Origin of the sequence: Algoriphagus formosus (assembly GCF_002807035.1) — a bacterium.
Taxonomy (GTDB): domain Bacteria; phylum Bacteroidota; class Bacteroidia; order Cytophagales; family Cyclobacteriaceae; genus Algoriphagus; species Algoriphagus formosus.
This window is the reverse complement of sequence record NZ_NIUC01000002.1, coordinates 577,250-599,166: the sequence shown is the minus strand read 5'-3', so window position 1 is coordinate 599,166 and position 21,917 is coordinate 577,250. Positions and strand designations below refer to the sequence as shown.

The following is a 21,917-nucleotide window of genomic DNA, read 5'->3' as shown; positions in this document are numbered from 1 at the left end:
GTGGCTTTTGAAAGTTAATGTGCTTTCTTGTTTTTAGACCTTCATGATATCCGCTTCTTTTTTCACGAGAAGTTCATCGATTTTTGCGGAATATTGATCGGTGAATTTTTGAACCTTGTCTTCAGCACGCTTTACCTCATCTTCTGAAGCACCTTCCTTTTGAAGTTTTTTCAGTGAATCATTGGTGTCTTTACGTACGGTACGGATGGATATTTTTCCGTTTTCACACTCATGCTTGGCTTGCTTGACTAAAGCTAGTCTGCGCTCTTCAGTAAGTGTAGGAATGGTAAGAATGACTACCTCTCCGTTATTTTGAGGAGCTAGGCCAAGGTCAGAGTTGATGATGGCCTTTTCGATCTCAGAGATTAGGTTTTTTTCGAAAGGGCGAATAGACAATGTCCGAGCATCCGGTGTAGTGACAGAAGATACTTGATTAATAGGAGTAGGGGTGCCGTAGTAGGGGACCATGACTCCATCGAGTAGGTTAGGCATGGCCTTTCCTGCACGGATTTTGACTAATTCTGCAGCCGTATGATCCACGGCTTTTTGCATGAGTTCCTTTGCTTCCTCGAGATACAGTTCTATTTCTTCCATGAGATTGCTTAGATTGATGTGATTAGTGTGCCGACTTTCTCTCCTTCTACGAGTTTGCTGAGATTACCGACTTTGTTCATGTCAAATACAATGATAGGCAGATTGTTTTCCTGGCAAAGTGTAAAAGCCGTCATGTCCATGACATTGAGGTTTTTTTCATACACTTCGTGAAAAGAGATGGTTTGATATTTGGTAGCTGATTTATCTTTTTCAGGATCTGCTGTATATACGCCGTCTACTCGGGTGCCTTTCAAGACTACGTCCGCCTCAATTTCGATAGCTCGAAGACTGGCTGTAGAGTCTGTTGTGAAATAAGGGTTACCAATCCCAGCTCCAAAGATTACGATTCTACCTTTTTCCAGGTGTCGGATTGCTCTTCTTCTAATAAAGGGTTCACACACACTTTCTACCTTGATACCAGACATCAAGCGGGTGTAAAGTCCGGCTTGCTCCAAGGCGCTTTGCAATGCCATCGCATTGATCAGGGTGGCTAGCATTCCCATGTAATCACCTTGTACTCGGTCAATTCCGGATTTTTCAGCCTGAACCCCTCTAAAAATATTTCCTCCTCCAATGACAATGGCGATTTCCACGCCCATATCTTTTACTTTTTTGATCTCAGCAGTGTATTGCTGTAGCCTATTGGGGTCAATCCCGTAGTTTTTGTCACCCATTAGGGCCTCTCCGCTGAGTTTGAGGAGGATTCTTTTGTACTTCATTTTTTATTTCCCTTTGTTTTTAAAATGTCACCTCTTCTTGATGAAGCTTGATTTTCCAAACTCATTTTGCTTAAACCTTTATCTTGACCAAGCAGGCACTGAGTTTGATTTTTTTGGACTGTTTTCAAAAATCACCGGACAAATATAATTTCTATCCCTCAGAATGCTAGTATTTTTTGAGTTTCCCGTCAGGAAGCTTTAGAAAGTAATCAAAACCTGGTTTTTCTCCACACTTTGCTTGAGGTTTACCTTTACCTCTGATACCAGGCCATCTCCGGGAGACTTGATGATATTTTCCATTTTCATGGCCTCAAGAATCAACACTACGTCGCCTTTCTTGACTTCATCTCCGGGCTTTACTTTCAAATCCAAAATCAGTCCTGGCATCGGTGCTTTGATATCCTGAACAGCCGAACCGGCTACGTCTTCCATGCCCATTTCTTCAAGCAAGAGATCAAAGCGATCTTTTAGAGATACCTCGACCAGTTTTTTATTCAGTCTGATATGAAGTGTTTTGGATTCTTTGTCAATACTCACCAATTCAGCTTCATAGGACTGATGATTTTTAATCAGATGAAACTTCCTTCCATCGATGGGTTTGATATCCCAATCGAGTGCTTTATCTGCCACGGTGATGCCCTTTTCGTTTTTTTCAACCGAAAAGGTTTTGTCATTGATGGTTGCTGAAAACATTCCTGCTAATTTAGGCCTTCAAGATTTATTTTGAGTTTTCTGAAATTTGTCAAATATCCAATAAATGCACACGAAGCCAAAGAATATTTTGGGAAAGAATCTGATTTGGGGGATTTCAGGCTTATTGATCTATACCACTGCCTGTAAATCTACCCAGGATCTGCCTCCCAAAGAAGTTGTTAGCATCATAGAACCTATTCCTCAAATAGAAAGTGATGACTCTAATTCAGATGATTCACTGAAGGCAATGCAGCTTTTAAGGCAAAAAGAGGCGGCAATTGCAAACTACCGGGCCGCAGCTACCAGAGAGTTTGATATTTTGGATACCGAACTGGATTTACGCTTTGATTATGAGCAGCAGGCTGTGATGGGTGAAGCTATTTTGACCATCACTCCCTATGCCAAAGCTCAGTCTATATTGGTTTTGGATGCAAAAGATTTTGAACCTGGATCCATTTATTTTTCTCACGATGGAGAGGAGACATCGACTAATTATCGCTATGACTACAAGCAGTTGATGATTTACCTTCCCAAGCCTGTTAGCCTAAGCGATACATTTTCTATTCGGGTAAGATATACAGCTTTTCCAGAGCGAAATTCAGGCTCGGACAACTTGGCTATTACCGACACCAAGGGTTTGTACTTTATTGATCCTCTGGATACCGTACCGGGCAAGCCTACCATGATTTGGACTCAAGGGGAGACTGAATACAACAGTAAATGGTTTCCGACTATCGATAAACCTAATGAGCGCTTTACTCAGACCATCCATTTGACAGTTAAAGATAATCTTACCACCATCAGCAATGGAGAGCTGATTGCCCAAAAACCGCTTGCAGATGGAATGCGCCAAGATACCTGGAGAATGGATTTGCCTCATGCTCCTTACCTTGCTGCGGTCGCGATTGGGGAGTTTGATGTCGTGAAGAGAGACTTGGATGGCTTGCCAATCAATTACTATGTAGAAAAAGGATATGGAGCTGGGGCAGCGAGAGTATTTAAGCATACCCCTGAAATGATCCGCTATTTCGAAGATTTGCTTCAGGTAAAATTTCCTTGGCCCAAATATGATCAGATTGTCGTGCGGGACTTTGTCTCTGGTGCGATGGAAAATACCACAGCTTCCATTTTTATGGAAGAATTACGATTGACAGAGCGTGAAGCCATCGATTCAGAGTGGGACTACATCATTGCACATGAATTATTTCACCAATGGTTTGGAGACTTAGTGACTACAGAGTCTTGGGCTAATCTGACCCTGAATGAAGCATTTGCAAACTACAGTGAATATTTATGGAACGAGCATAAATATGGAGATGACCTAGCCAAATTAAAGCTGATCGTCGAGACGGAAACTTATTTTCAGGAAGCTGAAACCAAGCAGGTGGATTTGATTCGCTTTGGCTATTCCGATCCTGAGGATATGTTTGATGCGCATAGTTATTCCAAAGGAGGGGTGATCCTACATATGCTTCGGAAATACCTGGGCGATGAGTTATTTTTCAGAGGACTCAATCTTTATCTTACTACTCATGCGTTCCAAAGCGTGGAAGTGCATGATTTAAGGTTGGCATTTGAAAAGGTCAGCGGAGAAGACCTGAATTGGTTTTTCAACCAGTGGTTTCTGGATAAGGGACACCCTGAGCTAAAGGTCTCCATTGATTACTCCATTCCTGAGAATCTCTTGATCACAGTAGAGCAAACGCAAGATCTTACACTTTCCCCTCTGTATAAATTGCCTTTCGAGATCAGTTGGTACGAAGGGGAAGAGCGGAAGAGTAGGCGATTAATTTTGGAGAAAGGCTTTCAGCAGTTTGCGCTTGAAAATGAATTTCCCCTGACACAAGCCTATTTTGATGAGGGTAAAGATTTACTGACAAAGCGGAAAGGAGAGTTTTCATCTGATCATTATGTGCGGCAGTTTCAAGAATCTCAGTTGGGAATCGCGAGATATGAAGCGTTGGATAGCCTGGTGAGTAGAGTGGAGGAGGATAAGTTGAAACCTTTGTTGGCGGAAGGTCTGAAAGATCCCTTTTGGAGTATTCGGGAGTTGACGCTGAATATTCTTCAGAGCAACCCAGAATGGATATCAGAAGGAATGGAGGAATCTATTTATACCATTGCCGATAATGATGAAAAAAATTCTGTTCGGGCGGGAGCCATCGATGTATTAGGTTCGTTAAATGCGGACAAATACTATCCTGACCTCAGCCGATATGTGAATGATTCATCTTTTTTGATTGTCAGTTCTGCCTTGATGGCAATGAATAATGTTTCTTCCGAGCGGCTTGATCCTGACTTGTTTGAGCGATTTGAATCGGAAACGAATTATCGGGTACTCGTACCTGTCGCAGAATACTATCTCAATGAGGATATAAAGGGTAAGGGAGATTGGTTTCGTTCCAAGCTTTCTGTGCTGAGTGGCGAAGGTTTGTATTATTTTTTGGGTTATTTCAGTGAGTATTTTGTCTCCAATCCGGAAGAAGGGGCTGAGGAAGCCAAGGCCTATTTGTTGGATCAGATGCAAAATAATCCACAGGTTTTTGTTCGATTGGGAGCATTTCAAGGGCTATTGGGATTTGCTGATGATGAGACCTTGGTGAAGCAATTGCAGGAAATTGCATCGAAAGAGACGAACTCCCAGATCAAAAATTACTTTCAGTACTTCCTTCAGAGCTTTGGAGACGAAAATTAAATCATTGATTTTAAGCGAATTAAAACTTATTTCAATAAAATATTCGGAAAAATATTTTGTATGCTTTGAAACTTTGTGAAAAGCCTATAATTTTGCCATCCGTTATGACGAATAGCGGTCATAATTTACTGAAAAGCAGACAAGGGGGAATACCAAAGCGGCCAACTGGGACGGACTGTAAATCCGTTGACTTATGTCTTCACAGGTTCGAATCCTGTTTCCCCCACATTGCCGAATTGTAAAATTTTTTCCTAGTTTTGCAGGGCAAAAAAGTAGAGGAAGTATTCTCTAAAGATTAAAAGCGGGAGTAGCTCAGTTGGTAGAGCGGCAGCCTTCCAAGCTGCAGGTCGCGGGTTCGAGCCTCGTCTCCCGCTCAATGCCTTTCTGAGGAGGGCATCGGGTAAAAGCCGACGTAGCTCAGGGGTAGAGTACTTCCTTGGTAAGGAAGGGGTCACGGGTTCAAATCCCGTCGTTGGCTCTTAACGGCTTATAATTAAACTAAACATATCTTTAAACTTAAACTGAGGATTTTCAAGCATGGCAAAAGCAACATTCGACCGTTCCAAGCCGCACGTAAATATCGGTACGATTGGACACGTGGACCATGGGAAAACTACATTGACTGCAGCTATCACTACAGTGTTGGCTAAGCAGGGTCTTTCCGAACTACGAGATTTCTCTTCTATCGACAACGCGCCAGAAGAAAAAGAAAGAGGTATTACTATCAACACCTCTCACGTAGAGTATCAAACAGCAAACAGACACTATGCACACGTAGACTGTCCAGGTCACGCTGACTATGTGAAAAACATGGTTACAGGTGCCGCTCAAATGGACGGAGCTATCCTAGTGGTAGCAGCTACAGACGGACCAATGCCACAAACTCGTGAGCACATCCTTTTGGCTCGTCAGGTAGGTGTACCTGCTCTAGTTGTATTCCTTAACAAAGTTGACATGGTTGACGATGAGGAACTTCTTGAGCTAGTAGAAATGGAAGTTAGAGAATTGCTTTCTTTCTATGAATTCGACGGTGACAATATTCCAGTTATTCAAGGTTCTGCTCTTGGAGCATTGAACGGAGAAGAGAAGTGGGTTAACACAGTAATGGAATTGATGGATGCGGTTGATAACCACATTCCACTTCCAGAGCGTTTGACTGACAAAGATTTCTTGATGCCTGTAGAGGACGTATTCTCTATCACAGGTCGTGGTACTGTAGCTACCGGACGTATCGAAAGAGGTGTAATCAACTCTGGTGATCCAGTTGATATCATCGGTATGGGTGCAGAAGGATTGAAGTCTACTGTTACTGGTGTTGAGATGTTCCGTAAGATTTTGGACAGAGGTGAAGCTGGTGATAACGTAGGTCTATTGCTTAGAGGTATCGAAAAAGCGCAAATCAAGCGTGGTATGATTATCTGTAAGCCAGGATCCGTAACTCCACACGCTCACTTCAAGGCTGAGGTTTACGTTCTTTCAAAAGAAGAAGGTGGACGTCACACTCCATTCTTCAACAAGTACCGTCCACAGTTCTACTTGAGAACTACTGACGTAACTGGAGAGATCAAACTTCCAGAAAACGTTGAAATGGTAATGCCTGGTGATAACGTAACTATCGAAGTTAACTTGCTTAACGCAGTTGCTTTGGAGAAAGGTCTTCGATTTGCGATCCGTGAAGGTGGTCGTACAGTAGGAGCCGGTCAGGTTACTGAAATCCTAGACTAATACACATTATACTTAATTAACAATGCGATCCTAAAGTTTTTTGGGATCGCATTTGTTTCTTAAGGCACTTATATCTAATTTTGCGTTCCCGTTTGGAGAGCGATCAAACACACGGGCATAGTTCAATGGCAGAATAGCGGTCTCCAAAACCGTTGATGGGAGTTCGAATCTCTCTGCCCGTGCTAGCAAGCGAATCAATATGAATTTAAAAAACTTTGTCCTCGAGTCTTACGACGAAATGAAGAACAAGGTCACCTGGCCGAAGTACTCATTTCTCCAGAATTCTGCCGTATTGGTATTGGTAGCGTCACTGATCTTTGCACTATTTATTGGTGGAGTGGATCTAGGATTCGAAAATATCATGACATGGTTTTATGATTTGTTTTAATTGAATTGAAATTACAGCATGGCCGAACATAAGTGGTACGTACTCAGAGTAGTAGCAGGACAGGAAAAAAAAGCGAAGACTTACCTTGACAATGAAATTGTCAGGCAAAAGTTGGATGAATTTATTCCTGATGTACTGATCCCCTCTGAGAAAGTATATGAAATGCGAAATGGCAAAAAGCGAGTCCGAGAGAAGAACTTCTTCCCGGGCTATGTGCTTGTCAACGCAGATCTATCGAATGGAGAGGCCAATCACGTAATAACGAGTATTCCGGGAGTAATCGGGTTTCTTGGATCAAGCCAGGGGGGAGCTTCCAAAACCCCTGAACCATTACGCCAATCAGAAGTCAATCGCATCTTAGGAAAGGTTGAGGAGATTGATGAGTTTGCCGAGAAGCTAGATACACCATTTATAGTCGGAGAGTCCGTAAAAGTAATGGATGGACCCTTCAGTGGATTTACCGGGACGATTGAGGAGATATTTGATGACAAGAAGAAATTGAATGTTATGGTCAAGATCTTCGGACGAAATACTCCTGTTGAATTAAACTTTATACAAGTAGAAAAACAAGACTAAGCAATGGCTAAGGAAATCACTGGTTATTTAAAACTGCAAGTGAAAGGTGGCCAGGCTAACCCGTCGCCTCCAGTAGGTCCAGCTCTTGGTTCCAAGGGTTTGAACATCATGGAGTTTTGTAAGCAGTTCAATGCACGTACCCAAGACAAAATGGGTCAAACGTGTCCTGTATTGATTACAATCTACTCGGATAAGTCTTTCGATTTTGTTGTAAAAACTCCACCAGCAGCAAACCTGCTTTTGGAAGCAGCAAAAATCAAAGGCGGATCTGCAGAGCCTAACCGTAAGAAGGTAGGATCTGTTACCTGGGATCAGGTAAAGGAGATAGCGGAGGTGAAAATGCCTGACTTAAATGCTTTCAAAGTGGAGTCTGCCATGCGAATGGTAGCAGGGACTGCACGTAGTATGGGTATCACAGTATCTGGAAAAGCCCCTTGGGAAGAATAATTATACAACTATGGCTAAGTTAACAAAAAAGCAAAAAGAAGCTCTTTCTAAGTACGACCCAAGCCAAGTGTACTCCCTGGAGGCCGCTTCTACGATCGTAAAAGAGATTACTGACACTAAATTTGACGCATCTGTTGATGTGGATGTACGCCTTGGCGTTGATCCTCGTAAAGCAGATCAAATGGTCAGAGGTGTAGTAGCTCTACCTCACGGTACTGGTAAAGACACCAAAGTATTGGTTCTTTGTACACCCGATAAAGAGGAAGAAGCGAAAGAAGCAGGCGCAGACTACGTTGGATTGGACGACTACATTGCTAAGATCGAAGGTGGGTGGACTGACATTGATGTCATTATCACTATGCCTAACGTGATGGCAAAAGTAGGTAGACTAGGTAGGGTATTGGGTCCTAGAGGACTAATGCCAAACCCTAAAGCAGGAACAGTAACCCTAGAAGTAGGTAAAGCTGTAAAAGAGGTGAAGGCTGGTAAGATTGATTTCAAGGTAGATAAGTTTGGAATTATTCACGCAAGCGTAGGAAAAGTATCTTTTACCCCTGAGAAAATTCAGGAGAACGTAAATGAACTTATCCAAACCATCTCCAAGCTGAAACCAGCTTCCGCAAAGGGAACTTATTTTAGAAGTATTCATCTATCCAGTACGATGTCTCCGGGCATCAAACTAGACAAGGGTAGTTTTCAAGGTATCTAAATCATGACTAGAGAAGAGAAAAAAGAAATAATCGACGGTCTTACCGAGAAATTCAGAGAAAACCCTTTCTTCTATGTTACAGATGCTTCCGGGTTTACTGTAGCACAGGTGAATGCTTTCCGACGTACATGCTTTGAAAAAGGAGTGGAGTACAAAGTGTACAAAAACACCTTGATCAAAAAAGCATTGGAGAATCTCGATGCAGATTTCTCTCAGTTGGATGATACATTGAAAGGTTTCTCTGGTATTATTTTCTCCAAAGAGACAAGTAATCTACCGGCGAAAGTTTTGCTTGACTTCCGTAAGAAGTTGGGTAAAAAAGAAACCAGACCAGTATTCAAAGGAGCTTCCATCGATTCTGATGTAATCGTAGGTGAAGCAAACCTTGACATGCTGTCCAAACTTAAATCTAAGCAAGAATTGCTCGGAGACCTCTTGGGTCTGTTGCAATCTCCTGCTATGAACTTGATCTCTGCACTTCAGAGTGGTCAAAACAACCTAGGTGGTGTTTTGAAGGCTTTGGAAGAAAGAGGCGAGCAGTAAAAATTCACACATTTAACAACGAAAATTTAAACTTTACAATAAAATGGCAGATCTAACACAACTTGCAGATCAGTTGGTTAACTTGACTGTAAAAGAGGTTAAAGAATTGACAGATATCCTTAAGGATCAGTATGGTATCGAGCCTGCAGCTGCAGCTGTAGCAGTAGCTGGACCAGCTGCTGGTGGTGCTGATGGTGGCGCAGCAGAAGAAGAGAAGTCTTCTTTTGACGTGGTATTGAAGGCAGCCGGTGGTCAGAAGCTTGCAGTAGTTAAGCTTGTGAAAGAATTGACTGGTCTTGGATTGAAAGATGCAAAGGAATTGGTTGACTCCGCTCCTAAAGCATTGAAAGAAGGTATCGCTAAAGACGAAGCTGAGGCTTTGAAGAAGTCTCTTGAAGAAGCTGGTGCTGAAGTAGAGATCAAATAATTTGGCAAAACCTGAACCCTTGGTTTAGGTATTGCCCTAAGACCTGACTAAAATAAGTCAGGTCTTTTCCTGTTTATGCACAGGGTAAAAATTGCATTATTCTAAGCGATAATTGTCGCATTCCGTTATTAAATATCACTAAAACACACACTACCTTGGCTATCAAGAATCAAACCGAAAGGAAAAGTTTCTCCTCCATTAAGGTGGTCAAAGACTATCCGGATTTTCTCGATATTCAGTTGCAGTCCTTCAAGGACTTTTTCCAACTGGATACACCTGCTGAGAAGCGAAGAGCAGACGGATTATTCAAGGTTTTTTCAGAGAATTTCCCAATTTCTGATTCCCGTGAAAACTTCACCTTGGAGTTTATTGACTATGCAGTTGACCCTCCTAAATACAGCGTCGGAGAGTGTATCGAGCGCGGACTAACCTACTCTGTGCCGCTCAAGGCAAAATTGAGGTTGCTTTGCCACGATGAAGATAATGAGGACTTTGAAACCATCGAGCAGGAAGTATTTTTAGGAAATCTTCCATACATGACCGAAAAAGGTTCATTTGTGATCAATGGGGCTGAGCGAGTGATCGTTTCCCAGCTTCACCGATCTCCAGGTGTCTTCTTTGCTCAAAGTAAGCACACCAACGGTACCAAGCTTTATTCCGCTCGAATTATTCCTTTCAAAGGTTCTTGGATCGAGTTTGCAACTGACATCAACAATGTCATGTATGCTTATATCGATCGTAAGAAAAAATTCCCGGTAACCACACTTCTTAGAGCTATTGGATACGGTTCAGATAAAGATATCTTGGATCTATTCGGTCTTTCTGAGGAAGTGAATGCCACTAAAACTGCCCTTAAAAAAGCTGCAGGCCGTAAGTTGGCTGCACGTGTTTTGAGAACATGGGTAGAGGACTTTGTGGATGAGGATACTGGTGAGGTAGTTTCTATCGACCGAAATGAAGTTCTATTAGAACGTGATACGGTCCTTACTGAGGAAGATATTGAAATGATCTTGGATTCAGGCTCTAAGAGCATCATTCTCCACAGAGAAGATGTCAACATTGCCGACTACTCTATCATTTACAATACTCTACAAAAAGATAATTCAAACTCTGAGAAGGAAGCGGTAGAAGTGATTTATCGTCAGTTGAGAAATACTGAAGCTCCTGATGAGGCTACTGCCCGTGAGGTAATTCACTCCTTGTTCTTCTCTGACAAGCGTTATGATCTAGGAGAAGTTGGTCGCTATAGAATCAACAAAAAACTGGGTCTCGACATCGATTCTGAGAAAATCGTCCTTACCAAAGAGGATATCATCAATATCGTTAAATACTTGATCGGTTTGATCAACTCTAAAGCGGTTGTCGATGATATTGACCACTTGTCTAATAGACGTGTTCGTACTGTAGGCGAGCAGCTTTACAGCCAGTTTGGTGTAGGTTTGGCTAGAATGGCTAGAACCATCCGTGAGCGAATGAACGTTCGTGACAACGAAGATTTCAAGCCTGTTGATTTGATCAACGCGCGTACGCTTTCTTCAGTAATCAACTCTTTCTTCGGAACCAACCAACTTTCTCAGTTTATGGATCAAACCAATCCATTGGCTGAGTTGACACACAAGCGTAGACTTTCTGCCTTAGGTCCAGGTGGTCTTTCAAGAGAGCGTGCAGGTTTCGAGGTTCGTGACGTTCACTATACGCATTATGGGCGTCTTTGTACGATCGAAACTCCTGAAGGTCCAAATATTGGTTTGATTTCCTCTCTTTGTGTTCACGCAAAAGTGAATTCAATGGGCTTCTTGGAAACTCCTTATCGCCAAGTAAAAGAAGGCAAAGTAGGGATGAAAAAGGAGGATATTGTCTTCCTTACCGCTGAAGAAGAGGATAATCATAACATCGCTCAGGCCAATGCACCATTGGATGAGAAAGGATCTTTTGTAAATGATCGAGTGAAGGCTAGATATGAGGGTGATTTCCCTGTTTTGGAGCCAAACGAAATCAGTTACATGGACGTAGCTCCTAATCAGATTGTATCTGTAGCTGCTTCTTTGATTCCATTCTTGGAGCATGATGATGCAAACCGAGCCTTGATGGGTTCCAACATGCAGCGTCAGGCAGTTCCATTGTTGAAAGCTGAAGCACCAATCGTAGGTACTGGACTTGAAGGAAAAGCTGCTATCGACTCTAGATCACTGATCATTGCTGAGGCAAGCGGTGTGGTTGACTACGTAGATGCTACAAAAATCCGAATCAAGTATGACCTATCTGACGATGAGTTGTTGGTCAACTTCACGGATGAATATAAAACATATGATCTGATCAAATTCAGAAGAACTAACCAAGACACGACGATAAACCTGACACCACTTGTTTTGCATGGTCAAAAAGTGGAAAAGGGTCAAGTTTTGGTCGAAGGATACTCCACCAACAATGGTGAGCTTGCACTGGGTAAAAACCTAAGAGTGGCTTACATGCCTTGGCAGGGTTATAACTTCGAGGATGCGATCGTTATTTCTGAGCGAGTTGTTCGTGAGGATATATTTACTTCCATTCACGTAGAAGAATTCCAACTAGAAGTTCGGGATACCAAGCGTGGAGAGGAAGAATTAACTTCTGAAATTCCAAACGTATCCGAGGAAGCTGTGAAGCACTTGGATGAAAACGGTATCATCACCGTAGGTGCGGAAATCAAAGAAGGCGATATCATCATTGGTAAGATTACTCCAAAAGGTGAAACTGATCCTACACCAGAAGAGAAGCTTCTAAGAGCTATCTTCGGTGACAAAGCAGGTGATGTAAAAGATGCTTCTTTGAAAGCTTCTCCATCATTGAACGGGGTGGTAATCGAGACCAAACTATTCTCAAGACCAAAGAAGGACAAGGATGTACGTGCTAAGGCAAAAGCTGAGGTTGAAAAACTGAAAGCAAAATACTCCAAAGACCTTCTTGGAATCCGTGCTCGAATGATCAACAAATTGGTCAATATCCTTGACGGAAAGACATCATTGGGTGTCAAGCACAAGTTTGGTGATGAGATTATCAGCAAGGGACAGAAGTTCAATCATAAGAACATTGAAAATAACCTCTTCCCAGCTAAGAACCCTTATCGGGATGAGTCTAACTACAATGTGCCAGAAGAAGCTAATTTGATCTCAGATATCATCCTAGATGACTGGACAGATGATGCACATACCAATTCACTCATTGTACAATTGGTGAAAAACTACACCAATGCTCGTAATGAGATTTCCGGTCAATTTAAGCGTGAGCGATTTACATTGGAGGTAGGCGATGAGCTTCCTGCAGGTATCGTGAAATTGGCAAAAGTATACGTAGCCAAGAAGCGTAAATTGAAAGTAGGAGATAAGATGGCAGGTCGTCACGGTAACAAAGGTATCGTGGCAAGAATCGTAAGAGATGAAGATATGCCATTCTTGGAAGATGGTACTCCAATGGACATTGTATTGAATCCACTTGGTGTTCCTTCCCGAATGAACATCGGACAGATCTTCGAAACTGTATTGGCATGGGCTGGTCAGAAACTTGGTAAGAAATATGCCACTCCAATCTTTGATGGAGCTTCTATGGAAGAGGTCTCTGCAGAATTGGAAGCAGCAGGTTTACCTCCATATGGCCGAACTTACCTATACGATGGTCTATCAGGCGTCAGATTTGATCAGCCGGTGACTGTAGGTATAGCCTACATGTTGAAGCTAGGTCACTTGGTAGACGACAAAATGCACGCAAGATCCATCGGTCCTTACTCTTTGATCACGCAGCAGCCATTGGGTGGTAAAGCCCAATTCGGTGGACAGCGATTCGGAGAGATGGAAGTGTGGGCATTGGAAGCATTTGGTGCATCACACGTGTTGCAGGAGATTTTGACGGTTAAGTCTGATGACGTAATTGGCCGTGCAAAAGCATACGAAGCGATTGTTAAGGGTGAGAACCTGCCAAAACCAAATATCCCTGAATCATTCAATGTATTGGTTCATGAATTGAGAGGTTTGGCACTAGAAATCACCTTAGACTAATTTGGCTCAATTGGGCGGGAAACCGCCCTTCACATATCTTTCTATAAACTATGGCGTTCAGAAAAAACAAAAAACTCAACAATGACTTTTCGAGAGTCACCATCAGTTTGGCTAGCCCAGAATCTATTCTGGATAGTTCAAATGGTGAAGTGACCCAGCCAGAAACTATCAACTACAGAACTTACAAGCCTGAGATGGGCGGTTTGTTCTGCGAGCGGATATTTGGTCCGGTTAAAGACTGGGAGTGTCATTGTGGCAAATACAAGCGCATCAGATACAAGGGCATTATCTGCGACCGTTGTGGTGTAGAGGTGACCGAGAAGAAAGTACGACGTGAGCGAATGGGACATATCGAATTGGTAGTTCCAGTTGCCCATATTTGGTATTTCAAGTCCCTTCCAAACAAAATTGGTTACCTATTGGGACTTCCTACCAAAAAGCTAGATCAAATCGTATATTATGAGCGATATGCGGTGGTTCAAGCTGGTATTAAAGCTGAAGACGGTATTCAATATCTTGACTTTTTGACTGAGGACGAATACCTCGATATCATGGATAAGCTTCCAAAAGAAAACCATCTTTTGGATGACGATGATCCTAATAAATTCATCGCTAAAATGGGTGCGGAGGCATTGGAAATGCTTCTTGCTCGTTTGGATTTGGATGATCTATCTTACTCTCTTCGCCACCAGGCGGCTACAGATACTTCCCAGCAGCGGAAGGCTGAAGCGCTGAAGCGATTGAAAGTAGTAGAGGCATTCCGTGATGCACGTACGCGAATCGAAAACAGACCTGAGTGGATGATCGTCCGCATGGTGCCTGTGATTCCACCAGAATTGCGTCCATTGGTTCCTTTGGATGGAGGTCGATTTGCAACTTCTGATTTGAATGACCTTTACCGTCGTGTAATCATTCGAAACAACCGATTGAAGCGTTTGATCGATATCAAAGCACCTGAGGTGATTTTGAGAAACGAAAAGCGAATGCTTCAGGAAGCTGTCGATTCACTATTTGACAACTCAAGAAAAGTAAATGCGGTAAGATCCGATGGAAACCGTGCCTTGAAGTCTCTTTCCGATATGTTGAAAGGTAAGCAAGGTCGATTCCGTCAGAATTTGCTCGGTAAGCGTGTGGATTACTCCGGTCGTTCGGTGATCGTAGTAGGTCCTGAATTGAAGCTTCACGAGTGCGGTCTTCCTAAAAATATGGCAGCAGAGCTTTTCAAGCCTTTTATCATCAGAAAGTTGATCGAAAGAGGAATTGTTAAGACTGTAAAATCTGCTAAGAAAATTGTGGATCGTAAAGATCCTGTTGTTTGGGATATTTTGGAAAATGTGTTGAAAGGGCACCCTGTTCTTCTCAACCGTGCTCCAACTCTTCACCGTTTGGGTATTCAGGCTTTCCAGCCAAAATTGATCGAAGGAAAAGCGATCCAATTGCACCCACTCGTTTGTACAGCCTTCAACGCTGACTTTGACGGTGACCAAATGGCGGTACACGTTCCACTTGGACATGAAGCTATCCTAGAGGCATCTACATTGATGCTTTCTTCGCACAACATTTTGAACCCGGCTAACGGTGCTCCAATTACTGTTCCTTCTCAGGATATGGTTTTGGGTCTTTACTACGTGACTAAGGGTAAAAAATCTACTGAGGAAGAGCCTGTAGCTGGAGAGGGAATGACCTTCTACAGTCAAGAGGAAGTAATCATTGCTCTTAACGAGGGGCAAATTTCCAAGCATGCTCACATTAAGTGTAAGGTAAATGTTCGCTCTGCAGATGGAGAGATCAAATCTGAGCTTATTGACACGGTAGCAGGACGATTGATTTTCAATCAATTTGTACCAGAAGAAGTAGGCTATGTCAACGAACTATTGACTAAGAAAAAGCTTCAGCAAATCATTGCCAAAGTTGTGAAGGTTTGCGGTGTAGCCCGAACTGCTCAATTCCTGGATGATATCAAGCACCTTGGTTTCCAAATGGCCTATCAAGGTGGATTGTCCATGGGTCTGAATGATGTCATCATTCCGGATGAGAAAGATCCGATGATCGATAAGGCAAAAGAAGAAGTAGATGTCGTTTGGAACAACTATCTAATGGGTCTTATCACAGACAATGAGCGATACAACCAAGTAATTGATATCTGGACAAGAACTAACTCTCATCTGACTAACATCTTGATGAAGCAGATGGAGGAAGATAAGCAAGGATTTAATGCTATCTACATGATGATGCACTCCGGAGCCCGAGGTTCTCGTGAGCAGATTCGTCAGTTGGGTGGTATGAGAGGTTTGATGGCCAAGCCACAGAAGAACCTTCAGGGTTCTGTAGGTGAAATCATCGAAAACCCAATCCTTTCAAACTTTAAAGAGGGTCTTGATGTATTGGAGTACTTTATCTCCACACACGGTGCTCGAAAAGGTCTTGCAGATACAGCCTTGAAAACAGCCGATGCGGGTTATTTGACTCGTCGTCTGGTTGACGTAGCTCAAGATATGATCGTCACTGAAGATGATTGCGGTACGCTAAGAGGATTGGTTGTACAGCCACTCAAAGACAATGAAGATATTGTAGAGCCACTTTCTGAGCGAATCCTAGGGCGTGTATCTGTTCATGATGTGTATGATCCGATTTCAGATGAATTGATCATTCCTGCGGGAGTAGAGATTGATGACGAAATCGCTGCTAAAGTAGATGATTCTGCAATCGAAGAAGTTGAAATTCGATCTGTATTGACTTGCGAAACTCGTAGAGGAGTTTGTTCTAAGTGTTACGGAAGAAACCTTGCTACTGGTAAAATGGCTCATACAGGTGAATCTGTCGGTGTAATTGCTGCACAGTCCATCGGAGAACCAGGTACTCAGTTGACACTTCGTACATTCCACGTCGGTGGTACAGCTTCCAACATGGCCGTTGATGCAAGTATCAATGCTAAATTTGAAGGAGTTGTTGAATTCGACGAGGAATTGAGATTCATCGAGACCACCAATAAGGATGGAGAGCCTGTCACAGTAGTAATGGGACGATCCGGTGAGATTCGAATCAATGAAGCGAAAAGTGGCAAGACCCTAGTGTCAAACCACGTTCCTTACGGAGCTATCTTGAATGTAAAAGATGGTCAGAAGGTAGCGAAAGGTGATTCACTTTGTACTTGGGATCCATACAACGCAGTGATTCTTTCCGAATTTGATGGAAAGATTGATTTCGAGTCGATCGTTGAAGGGGTTACTTTCAAAGAAGTAGCCGATGATCAGACAGGATTCCGTGAGAAAGTAATCATCGAAACCAAAGATAGAACGAAGAACCCTGCGATCGTAGTTGAGTACGGCGAGGATAGCAAGTCTTACAACATCCCAGTTGGTGCCCACTTGGCAGTTGACTTGGGTGACAAAGTGAAGTCTGGCCAAATCCTTGTGAAAATCCCTCGATCCGTAGGTAAAACTCGAGATATTACCGGTGGTCTTCCACGAGTAACTGAACTCTTCGAAGCACGTAACCCGTCTAATCCGGCGGTAGTTTCTGAAATCGATGGAGTGGTTTCTTACGGAGGTATCAAACGAGGTAACCGAGAGATTATCATCGAATCTAAGGATGGTGTGATCAAGAAATACATGGTGTCGCTTTCTAAGCACATTTTGGTCCAGGAGAATGACTTCATCCGTGCTGGTGAGCCATTATCTGATGGAGCGATTACTCCAAATGATATCTTGGCGATCAAAGGACCGACGGCTGTTCAGGAGTACTTGGTCAATGAAATCCAGGAAGTATATCGACTTCAAGGTGTGAAAATCAACGATAAGCACATCGAGGTGATTGTATCTCAAATGATGCAAAAAGTCGAAATTCTGGATGCAGGAGACACCAGCTTCCTTCAGGGTCAGACTGTAGACAAATGGGCTTTCCGAGAAGAAAACGATATGATTCTTGATAAGAAAGTCGTGATGGATGCAGGTGATTCTAGTACTTTGAAGCCAGGTATGATCATTTCTGCAAGAAGATTGAGAGACGAAAACTCCAGTCTGAAGCGTAAGGATTTGAAATTGGTACAAGTGAGGGATGCAGAAACTGCGGTTTCTAAGCCAACACTTCAAGGTATCACAGCAGCTTCCTTGGGTACTGAGAGCTTTATCTCTGCAGCATCCTTCCAGGAAACTACTAAGGTGCTTTCGGAAGCGTCTATCCGAGGTAAGCGTGATGAGTTGTTAGGTCTGAAGGAAAATGTGATCGTAGGTCACTTGATCCCAGCCGGTACAGGTCAGCGTAACTTCCAGAAGATGATCGTTGGATCTCAAGAGGAGTATGAAAAGCTTTCTGAAAACATGGAGATGACTTCTTCAAAGTCCAGCGAAGCAATTCTGTAAAATTTATAATTAGTTTTAAGTGGAAGGCCTGCGTCGAGCAGGCCTTTTTTAATCCTAAGAAAATGAGCGAGCAAAAGAAACCAGATCAACAGATCAATGTCGAATTGAGCGAAGAAGTGGCAGAAGGCGTTTATTGTAATTTGGCCATGATCGCCCACTCCAATTCAGAGTTTGTGATAGATTTCATCCGGATGATGCCTGGTGTTCCAAAGGCAAAAGTAAAATCCAGAGTGATTATTACTCCGGAACATGCCCAGAGATTGTTGGCTGCATTAAAAGACAACATTGATAAGTATGAGGCCGCTTTTGGAAAAATCAACCCACAAGATGAGCAGTCCAAGTTCCCGATTAGCTTTGGGACTCCTGGAGAAGCCTAACAAAAATATAACTCCTTAATTTTGTTAGTCTTATTACTTTATTTACCTTTGCAGTCCAAAATTCAACAGTTTACAAGACAACTAAATAATTTCAGTTAATGCCTACTATTCAACAGTTAGTAAGAAAAGGTAGAACTACACTGGAAACCAAATCAAAATCAAGAGCTTTGGATGCATGTCCACAGCGAAGAGGGGTTTGTACCAGAGTATACACTACCACGCCTAAGAAGCCTAACTCAGCGATGAGAAAGGTGGCAAGGGTTAGATTGACAAATGGAAAAGAAGTGAACGCTTACATTCCAGGTGAAGGTCACAATCTACAAGAGCACTCTATCGTATTGATCAGAGGTGGTCGTGTGAAAGATCTACCAGGTGTGAGATATCACATCATCCGAGGTGCACTAGATACCGCTGGTGTGAAGGACCGAAAGCAGGGCCGATCCAAGTACGGTGCGAAACGACCAAAGGCTGCAGCAGCCAAAAAATAATCAGTAATCAGAGAAAGAAATGAGAAAAGCGAAACCAAAGAAGAGATATATTCTTCCCGATCCAAAGTTCAATGACACTTTGGTGACCAAGTTTGTAAACTGTCTAATGATCGACGGGAAGAAGAGTATTGCTTACAACATTTTCTACGACGCAGTCGAGAAAGTGGAGGCAAAAGTAGGTGAGAATGGTCTTGAAGTTTGGAAAAAAGCGCTTAACAATATTGCTCCATCCGTAGAGGTGAAGAGTCGTAGAGTTGGTGGTGCTACATTCCAAGTTCCAATGGAAGTCAGACCAGAGCGGAAGATGTCCCTTGGAATTAAGTGGATGATCAACTATGCAAGAAAAAGAGGTGAAAAGACGATGATGGATAGACTAGCAGGAGAGATTATGGCTGCTGCTAAAGGTGAAGGAGCTGCCGTCAAGAAGAAAGATGATACGCATAGAATGGCTGAAGCCAACAAAGCATTCTCACATTTTAGATTTTAATTAAGGATGGCTAAAAGAGACTTAAAATACACCAGAAATATCGGTATCGCCGCTCACATTGATGCCGGTAAAACTACCACCACTGAGCGGATCCTTTTTTACTCAGGTGTATCTCACAAAATCGGTGAGGTTCACGACGGAGCAGCTACCATGGACTGGATGGCTCAGGAGCAGGAAAGAGGTATTACCATTACTTCAGCTGCGACTACCGTATTCTGGAACTACAGAGATCAAAAATACCAAATCAACATCATCGATACTCCGGGACACGTTGACTTTACCGTAGAGGTAAACCGTTCCTTGCGTGTATTGGATGGATTGGTATTCCTTTTCAGTGCCGTTGATGGTGTAGAACCTCAGTCGGAGACCAACTGGAGACTAGCAGATAATTACAAAGTAGCTCGTATCGGATTTGTCAACAAAATGGACCGTGCAGGTGCTAACTTCCTTGACGTGTGTAAGCAGGTAAAGGATATGTTGGGTAGCTATGCAGTTCCTTTGCAGTTGCCTATCGGTGCAGAAGATAAGTTCAAAGGTGTTGTTGACTTGATCAATAACAGAGCTATTGTATGGAATGAAGAGGATATGGGAATGACTTTCGAGGAGGTTCCAATCCCTGAAGATATGCAAGAAGATGTAGATCAGTGGAGAGAGCACTTGCTAGAAGCTGTTGCAGAGTATGACGAATCGTTGATGGAGAAATTCTTCGACGATCCAGATTCTATCTCAGAGCAAGAAATCTTGACCGCGCTTCGTGCAGCTACCATCGATATGAAGATTGTACCGATGGTTTGTGGATCTTCATTCAAAAACAAAGGAGTTCAGACCATGCTTGACTTGGTGATGGAATTACTTCCTTCTCCAATGGACAAAGACGATATCATCGCTCATGATTTGGATGATGAAGAGAAAGAGGTAAGAATCGCTCCAGATGAGGACGAGCCTTTCTCTGGTCTAGCATTCAAAATTGCTACTGACCCATTCGTAGGACGTCTATGCTTCGTAAGAGCTTATTCAGGTAGATTGGATTCTGGCTCTTATGTATTCAATAGCCGTTCTGGAAATAAAGAGCGTATTTCTCGTGTATTCCAAATGCACGCTAACAAGCAAAATCAAATCGATGCACTTCGCGCAGGTGATATCGGTGCGGTAGTAGGATTTAAGGACATCAAGACTGGTGATACCCTTTGCGACGAAAAGCGTAAAGTTGTATTGGAGTCTATGATCTTCCCTGAGCCTGTAATTGGATACGCTATCGAGCCAAAAACTCAGGCTGATGTTGATAAATTGGGTATGGCTATCGCCAAGCTAGTAGAAGAAGATCCTACACTTCAAGTAAATACTGATCACGAAACTGGTCAGACTATCTTGAGAGGTATGGGAGAGCTTCACCTAGATATCATCATCGACCGTTTGAAGCGTGAGTTCAAGGTTGAGATCAACCAAGGTGCTCCTCAAGTTGCTTACAAAGAAGCTTTGTTTGGTTCTATTGAGCACAAGGAAGTGTATAAGAAGCAGACAGGTGGTAAAGGTAAATTTGCCGATATCGTGTTTGAACTAGGTCCACGCGAAGCAGATCCTGAAACAGGAGAGATCAAGCAAGGATTGGATTTCGTAAACGGTATCGTTGGTGGTGTGATTCCAAAAGAATTTATCCCATCTATCCAGAAAGGATTTGCTGAAGCGATGAAGAATGGTCCTTTGGCGGGCTATCCAATCGAATCAATGAAAGTGAGATTGTTCCACGGATCATTCCACGACGTCGATTCAGATGCCCTTTCTTTCGAATTGGCTGCAAGACTAGGATTCAAAGAGGCAGCTAAGAGATGTAAGCCTCAGCTCCTAGAGCCTATCATGTCAGTAGACGTGGTGACTCCAGATGAGTACACGGGTCCTATCACCGGTGACTTGAATAGAAGAAGAGGACTCATGAAAGGAATGGATACCAAAGGGACTTCTACAGTAGTGAAAGCCTCTGTTCCATTGTCCGAACTGTTTGGCTATATCACTGATTTGAGAACCATCTCTTCAGGTCGAGCTACAGCTTCATTGACATTCTCTCACTATGAGCCTGTTCCGAACAACATCGCGGAAACTGTAATAGCAAACGTAAAAGGTCAGAATGCCTAATCAATATTTGTGATGAATCAGAAAATCAGAATAAAACTAAAATCATACGATCACAGCCTGGTGGATAAGTCATCAGAGAAGATCGTGAAAGCCGTCAAAGCGACGGGTGCTGTGGTAGTCGGACCGATTCCTTTGCCTACCAAAAAGGAGAAATTCACCGTATTGAAGTCTCCGCACGTAAATAAGAAAGCAAGAGATCAGTATCAGCTTTGTACTTACAAGAGATTGGTAGATATCTACTCAAACTCTTCTAAGACTGTTGACGCCTTGATGAAAATCGAACTTCCAAGTGGAGTAGACGTCGAAATCAAAGTCTGACAGAAAACAAATTTCTGGGAACTCAAAGACCCGCCAATAGGTGGGTCTTTTCTTTGTCTAAAGATTTCCAGAAGAAATCCGGCTGCAAACCAAATGAAATTAGTCTCTGCTACGCAAAATTCTAGCTAATTGTTTGAAAATATAGGAGTTGGGGTTTGCTACAGAATTTTATTTCAGTAACTTTGCAGTCCTTAAAAAGGGCCCAAGCG

The 21,917-nt window shown here is 42.8% G+C and carries 18 protein-coding genes and 4 tRNA genes; 19 read left to right on the top strand and 3 right to left on the bottom strand.

What is annotated here, in order from left to right:
* Positions 1 to 33 precede the first annotated feature (33 nt).
* The 3 genes from frr to CDH51_RS08760 all read right to left on the bottom strand — a co-directional run bounded on the left by frr (position 34) and on the right by CDH51_RS08760 (position 2,006).
* On the bottom strand, positions 34 to 594 hold the full coding sequence (gene frr / locus CDH51_RS08770; protein WP_024284750.1) for a ribosome recycling factor: 561 nt from the start codon (positions 592 to 594) through the stop codon (positions 34 to 36).
* A gap of 8 nt (positions 595 to 602) precedes the next feature.
* Positions 603 to 1,313: a UMP kinase gene (gene pyrH, locus CDH51_RS08765; RefSeq protein ID WP_100628259.1), complete on the bottom strand. Its 711-nt coding sequence runs from the start codon at positions 1,311 to 1,313 to the stop codon at positions 603 to 605.
* A gap of 198 nt (positions 1,314 to 1,511) precedes the next feature.
* The gene (locus CDH51_RS08760) at positions 1,512 to 2,006 is read right to left on the bottom strand and encodes an acetyl-CoA carboxylase biotin carboxyl carrier protein subunit (protein WP_100628258.1); all 495 of its coding nucleotides are present in this window, start codon (positions 2,004 to 2,006) and stop codon (positions 1,512 to 1,514) included.
* A 64-nt stretch (positions 2,007 to 2,070) separates the two neighbouring features.
* On the opposite strand from CDH51_RS08760, the gene CDH51_RS08755 reads away from it, so the two are divergent.
* From CDH51_RS08755 to rpsJ, 19 genes are all read left to right on the top strand, one after another.
* Positions 2,071 to 4,701 carry a M1 family metallopeptidase gene (locus CDH51_RS08755; RefSeq protein WP_100628257.1) on the top strand — a complete coding sequence of 877 codons (2,631 nt, stop codon included), beginning with the start codon at positions 2,071 to 2,073 and terminating at the stop codon, positions 4,699 to 4,701.
* Between the two features lie 143 nt (positions 4,702 to 4,844).
* Positions 4,845 to 4,927, top strand: a tRNA-Tyr gene (locus CDH51_RS08750).
* Positions 4,928 to 5,002: 75 nt separating this feature from the next.
* Positions 5,003 to 5,075 (top strand) — tRNA-Gly (locus tag CDH51_RS08745).
* 32 nt (positions 5,076 to 5,107) lie between these two features.
* Positions 5,108 to 5,179: transfer RNA gene (locus CDH51_RS08740), tRNA-Thr, on the top strand.
* A 59-nt stretch (positions 5,180 to 5,238) separates the two neighbouring features.
* Positions 5,239 to 6,426: an elongation factor Tu gene (tuf, locus tag CDH51_RS08735; RefSeq protein ID WP_026945194.1), complete on the top strand. Its 1,188-nt coding sequence runs from the start codon at positions 5,239 to 5,241 to the stop codon at positions 6,424 to 6,426.
* 111 nt (positions 6,427 to 6,537) lie between these two features.
* Positions 6,538 to 6,608, top strand: a tRNA-Trp gene (locus CDH51_RS08730).
* A 17-nt stretch (positions 6,609 to 6,625) separates the two neighbouring features.
* Positions 6,626 to 6,814 carry a preprotein translocase subunit SecE gene (gene secE, locus CDH51_RS08725; protein WP_024284755.1) on the top strand — a complete coding sequence of 63 codons (189 nt, stop codon included), beginning with the start codon at positions 6,626 to 6,628 and terminating at the stop codon, positions 6,812 to 6,814.
* Positions 6,815 to 6,832: 18 nt separating this feature from the next.
* Positions 6,833 to 7,390 (top strand): transcription termination/antitermination protein NusG, encoded by a 558-nt coding sequence (gene nusG, locus CDH51_RS08720; protein ID WP_024284756.1) that lies wholly within the window; start codon positions 6,833 to 6,835, stop codon positions 7,388 to 7,390.
* Between the two features lie 3 nt (positions 7,391 to 7,393).
* A complete protein-coding gene (rplK, locus tag CDH51_RS08715; RefSeq protein ID WP_024284757.1) occupies positions 7,394 to 7,837 on the top strand; it encodes a 50S ribosomal protein L11 in 444 nt (147 codons plus the stop codon).
* Between the two features lie 10 nt (positions 7,838 to 7,847).
* Entirely contained in the window at positions 7,848 to 8,546 is a 699-nt protein-coding gene (gene rplA / locus CDH51_RS08710) for a 50S ribosomal protein L1 (RefSeq protein WP_024284758.1), read from the top strand.
* 3 nt (positions 8,547 to 8,549) lie between these two features.
* Complete coding sequence (rplJ, locus tag CDH51_RS08705) at positions 8,550 to 9,089, top strand: 50S ribosomal protein L10 (RefSeq protein WP_100628256.1); 540 nt, start codon at positions 8,550 to 8,552, stop codon at positions 9,087 to 9,089.
* 43 nt (positions 9,090 to 9,132) lie between these two features.
* A complete protein-coding gene (rplL, locus tag CDH51_RS08700) occupies positions 9,133 to 9,516 on the top strand; it encodes a 50S ribosomal protein L7/L12 (RefSeq protein WP_100628255.1) in 384 nt (127 codons plus the stop codon).
* Positions 9,517 to 9,671: 155 nt separating this feature from the next.
* Positions 9,672 to 13,547, top strand: coding sequence for a DNA-directed RNA polymerase subunit beta (rpoB, locus tag CDH51_RS08695; RefSeq protein ID WP_026945199.1), 3,876 nt, complete (start codon positions 9,672 to 9,674; stop codon positions 13,545 to 13,547).
* Positions 13,548 to 13,597: 50 nt separating this feature from the next.
* Entirely contained in the window at positions 13,598 to 17,908 is a 4,311-nt protein-coding gene (gene rpoC / locus CDH51_RS08690) for a DNA-directed RNA polymerase subunit beta' (protein WP_100628254.1), read from the top strand.
* A gap of 62 nt (positions 17,909 to 17,970) precedes the next feature.
* On the top strand, positions 17,971 to 18,285 hold the full coding sequence (locus CDH51_RS08685; RefSeq protein ID WP_024284763.1) for a DUF3467 domain-containing protein: 315 nt from the start codon (positions 17,971 to 17,973) through the stop codon (positions 18,283 to 18,285).
* 98 nt (positions 18,286 to 18,383) lie between these two features.
* Complete coding sequence (gene rpsL / locus CDH51_RS08680; RefSeq protein WP_009034221.1) at positions 18,384 to 18,773, top strand: 30S ribosomal protein S12; 390 nt, start codon at positions 18,384 to 18,386, stop codon at positions 18,771 to 18,773.
* A gap of 19 nt (positions 18,774 to 18,792) precedes the next feature.
* Complete coding sequence (rpsG, locus tag CDH51_RS08675; protein ID WP_024284764.1) at positions 18,793 to 19,260, top strand: 30S ribosomal protein S7; 468 nt, start codon at positions 18,793 to 18,795, stop codon at positions 19,258 to 19,260.
* A gap of 6 nt (positions 19,261 to 19,266) precedes the next feature.
* Positions 19,267 to 21,390, top strand: coding sequence for an elongation factor G (fusA, locus tag CDH51_RS08670; protein ID WP_100628253.1), 2,124 nt, complete (start codon positions 19,267 to 19,269; stop codon positions 21,388 to 21,390).
* A gap of 12 nt (positions 21,391 to 21,402) precedes the next feature.
* Positions 21,403 to 21,708, top strand: a complete 306-nt coding sequence (gene rpsJ / locus CDH51_RS08665) for a 30S ribosomal protein S10 (protein ID WP_024284766.1) — start codon at positions 21,403 to 21,405, stop codon at positions 21,706 to 21,708.
* Positions 21,709 to 21,917: the final 209 nt, after the last annotated feature.

Excerpts from the sequence above, each read along its gene's own strand:
- frr (WP_024284750.1), bottom strand. The coding sequence starts at position 594 with ATGGAAGAAATAGAACTGTATCTCGAGGAAGCAAAGGAACTCATGCAA.
- pyrH (WP_100628259.1), bottom strand. The coding sequence starts at position 1,313 with ATGAAGTACAAAAGAATCCTCCTCAAACTCAGCGGAGAGGCCCTAATG.
- CDH51_RS08760 (WP_100628258.1), bottom strand. The coding sequence starts at position 2,006 with ATGTTTTCAGCAACCATCAATGACAAAACCTTTTCGGTTGAAAAAAAC.
- CDH51_RS08755 (WP_100628257.1), top strand. The coding sequence starts at position 2,071 with ATGCACACGAAGCCAAAGAATATTTTGGGAAAGAATCTGATTTGGGGG.
- tuf (WP_026945194.1), top strand. The coding sequence starts at position 5,239 with ATGGCAAAAGCAACATTCGACCGTTCCAAGCCGCACGTAAATATCGGT.
- secE (WP_024284755.1), top strand. The coding sequence starts at position 6,626 with ATGAATTTAAAAAACTTTGTCCTCGAGTCTTACGACGAAATGAAGAAC.
- nusG (WP_024284756.1), top strand. The coding sequence starts at position 6,833 with ATGGCCGAACATAAGTGGTACGTACTCAGAGTAGTAGCAGGACAGGAA.
- rplK (WP_024284757.1), top strand. The coding sequence starts at position 7,394 with ATGGCTAAGGAAATCACTGGTTATTTAAAACTGCAAGTGAAAGGTGGC.
- rplA (WP_024284758.1), top strand. The coding sequence starts at position 7,848 with ATGGCTAAGTTAACAAAAAAGCAAAAAGAAGCTCTTTCTAAGTACGAC.
- rplJ (WP_100628256.1), top strand. The coding sequence starts at position 8,550 with ATGACTAGAGAAGAGAAAAAAGAAATAATCGACGGTCTTACCGAGAAA.
- rplL (WP_100628255.1), top strand. The coding sequence starts at position 9,133 with ATGGCAGATCTAACACAACTTGCAGATCAGTTGGTTAACTTGACTGTA.
- rpoC (WP_100628254.1), top strand. The coding sequence starts at position 13,598 with ATGGCGTTCAGAAAAAACAAAAAACTCAACAATGACTTTTCGAGAGTC.
- CDH51_RS08685 (WP_024284763.1), top strand. The coding sequence starts at position 17,971 with ATGAGCGAGCAAAAGAAACCAGATCAACAGATCAATGTCGAATTGAGC.
- rpsL (WP_009034221.1), top strand. The coding sequence starts at position 18,384 with ATGCCTACTATTCAACAGTTAGTAAGAAAAGGTAGAACTACACTGGAA.
- rpsG (WP_024284764.1), top strand. The coding sequence starts at position 18,793 with ATGAGAAAAGCGAAACCAAAGAAGAGATATATTCTTCCCGATCCAAAG.
- fusA (WP_100628253.1), top strand. The coding sequence starts at position 19,267 with ATGGCTAAAAGAGACTTAAAATACACCAGAAATATCGGTATCGCCGCT.
- rpsJ (WP_024284766.1), top strand. The coding sequence starts at position 21,403 with ATGAATCAGAAAATCAGAATAAAACTAAAATCATACGATCACAGCCTG.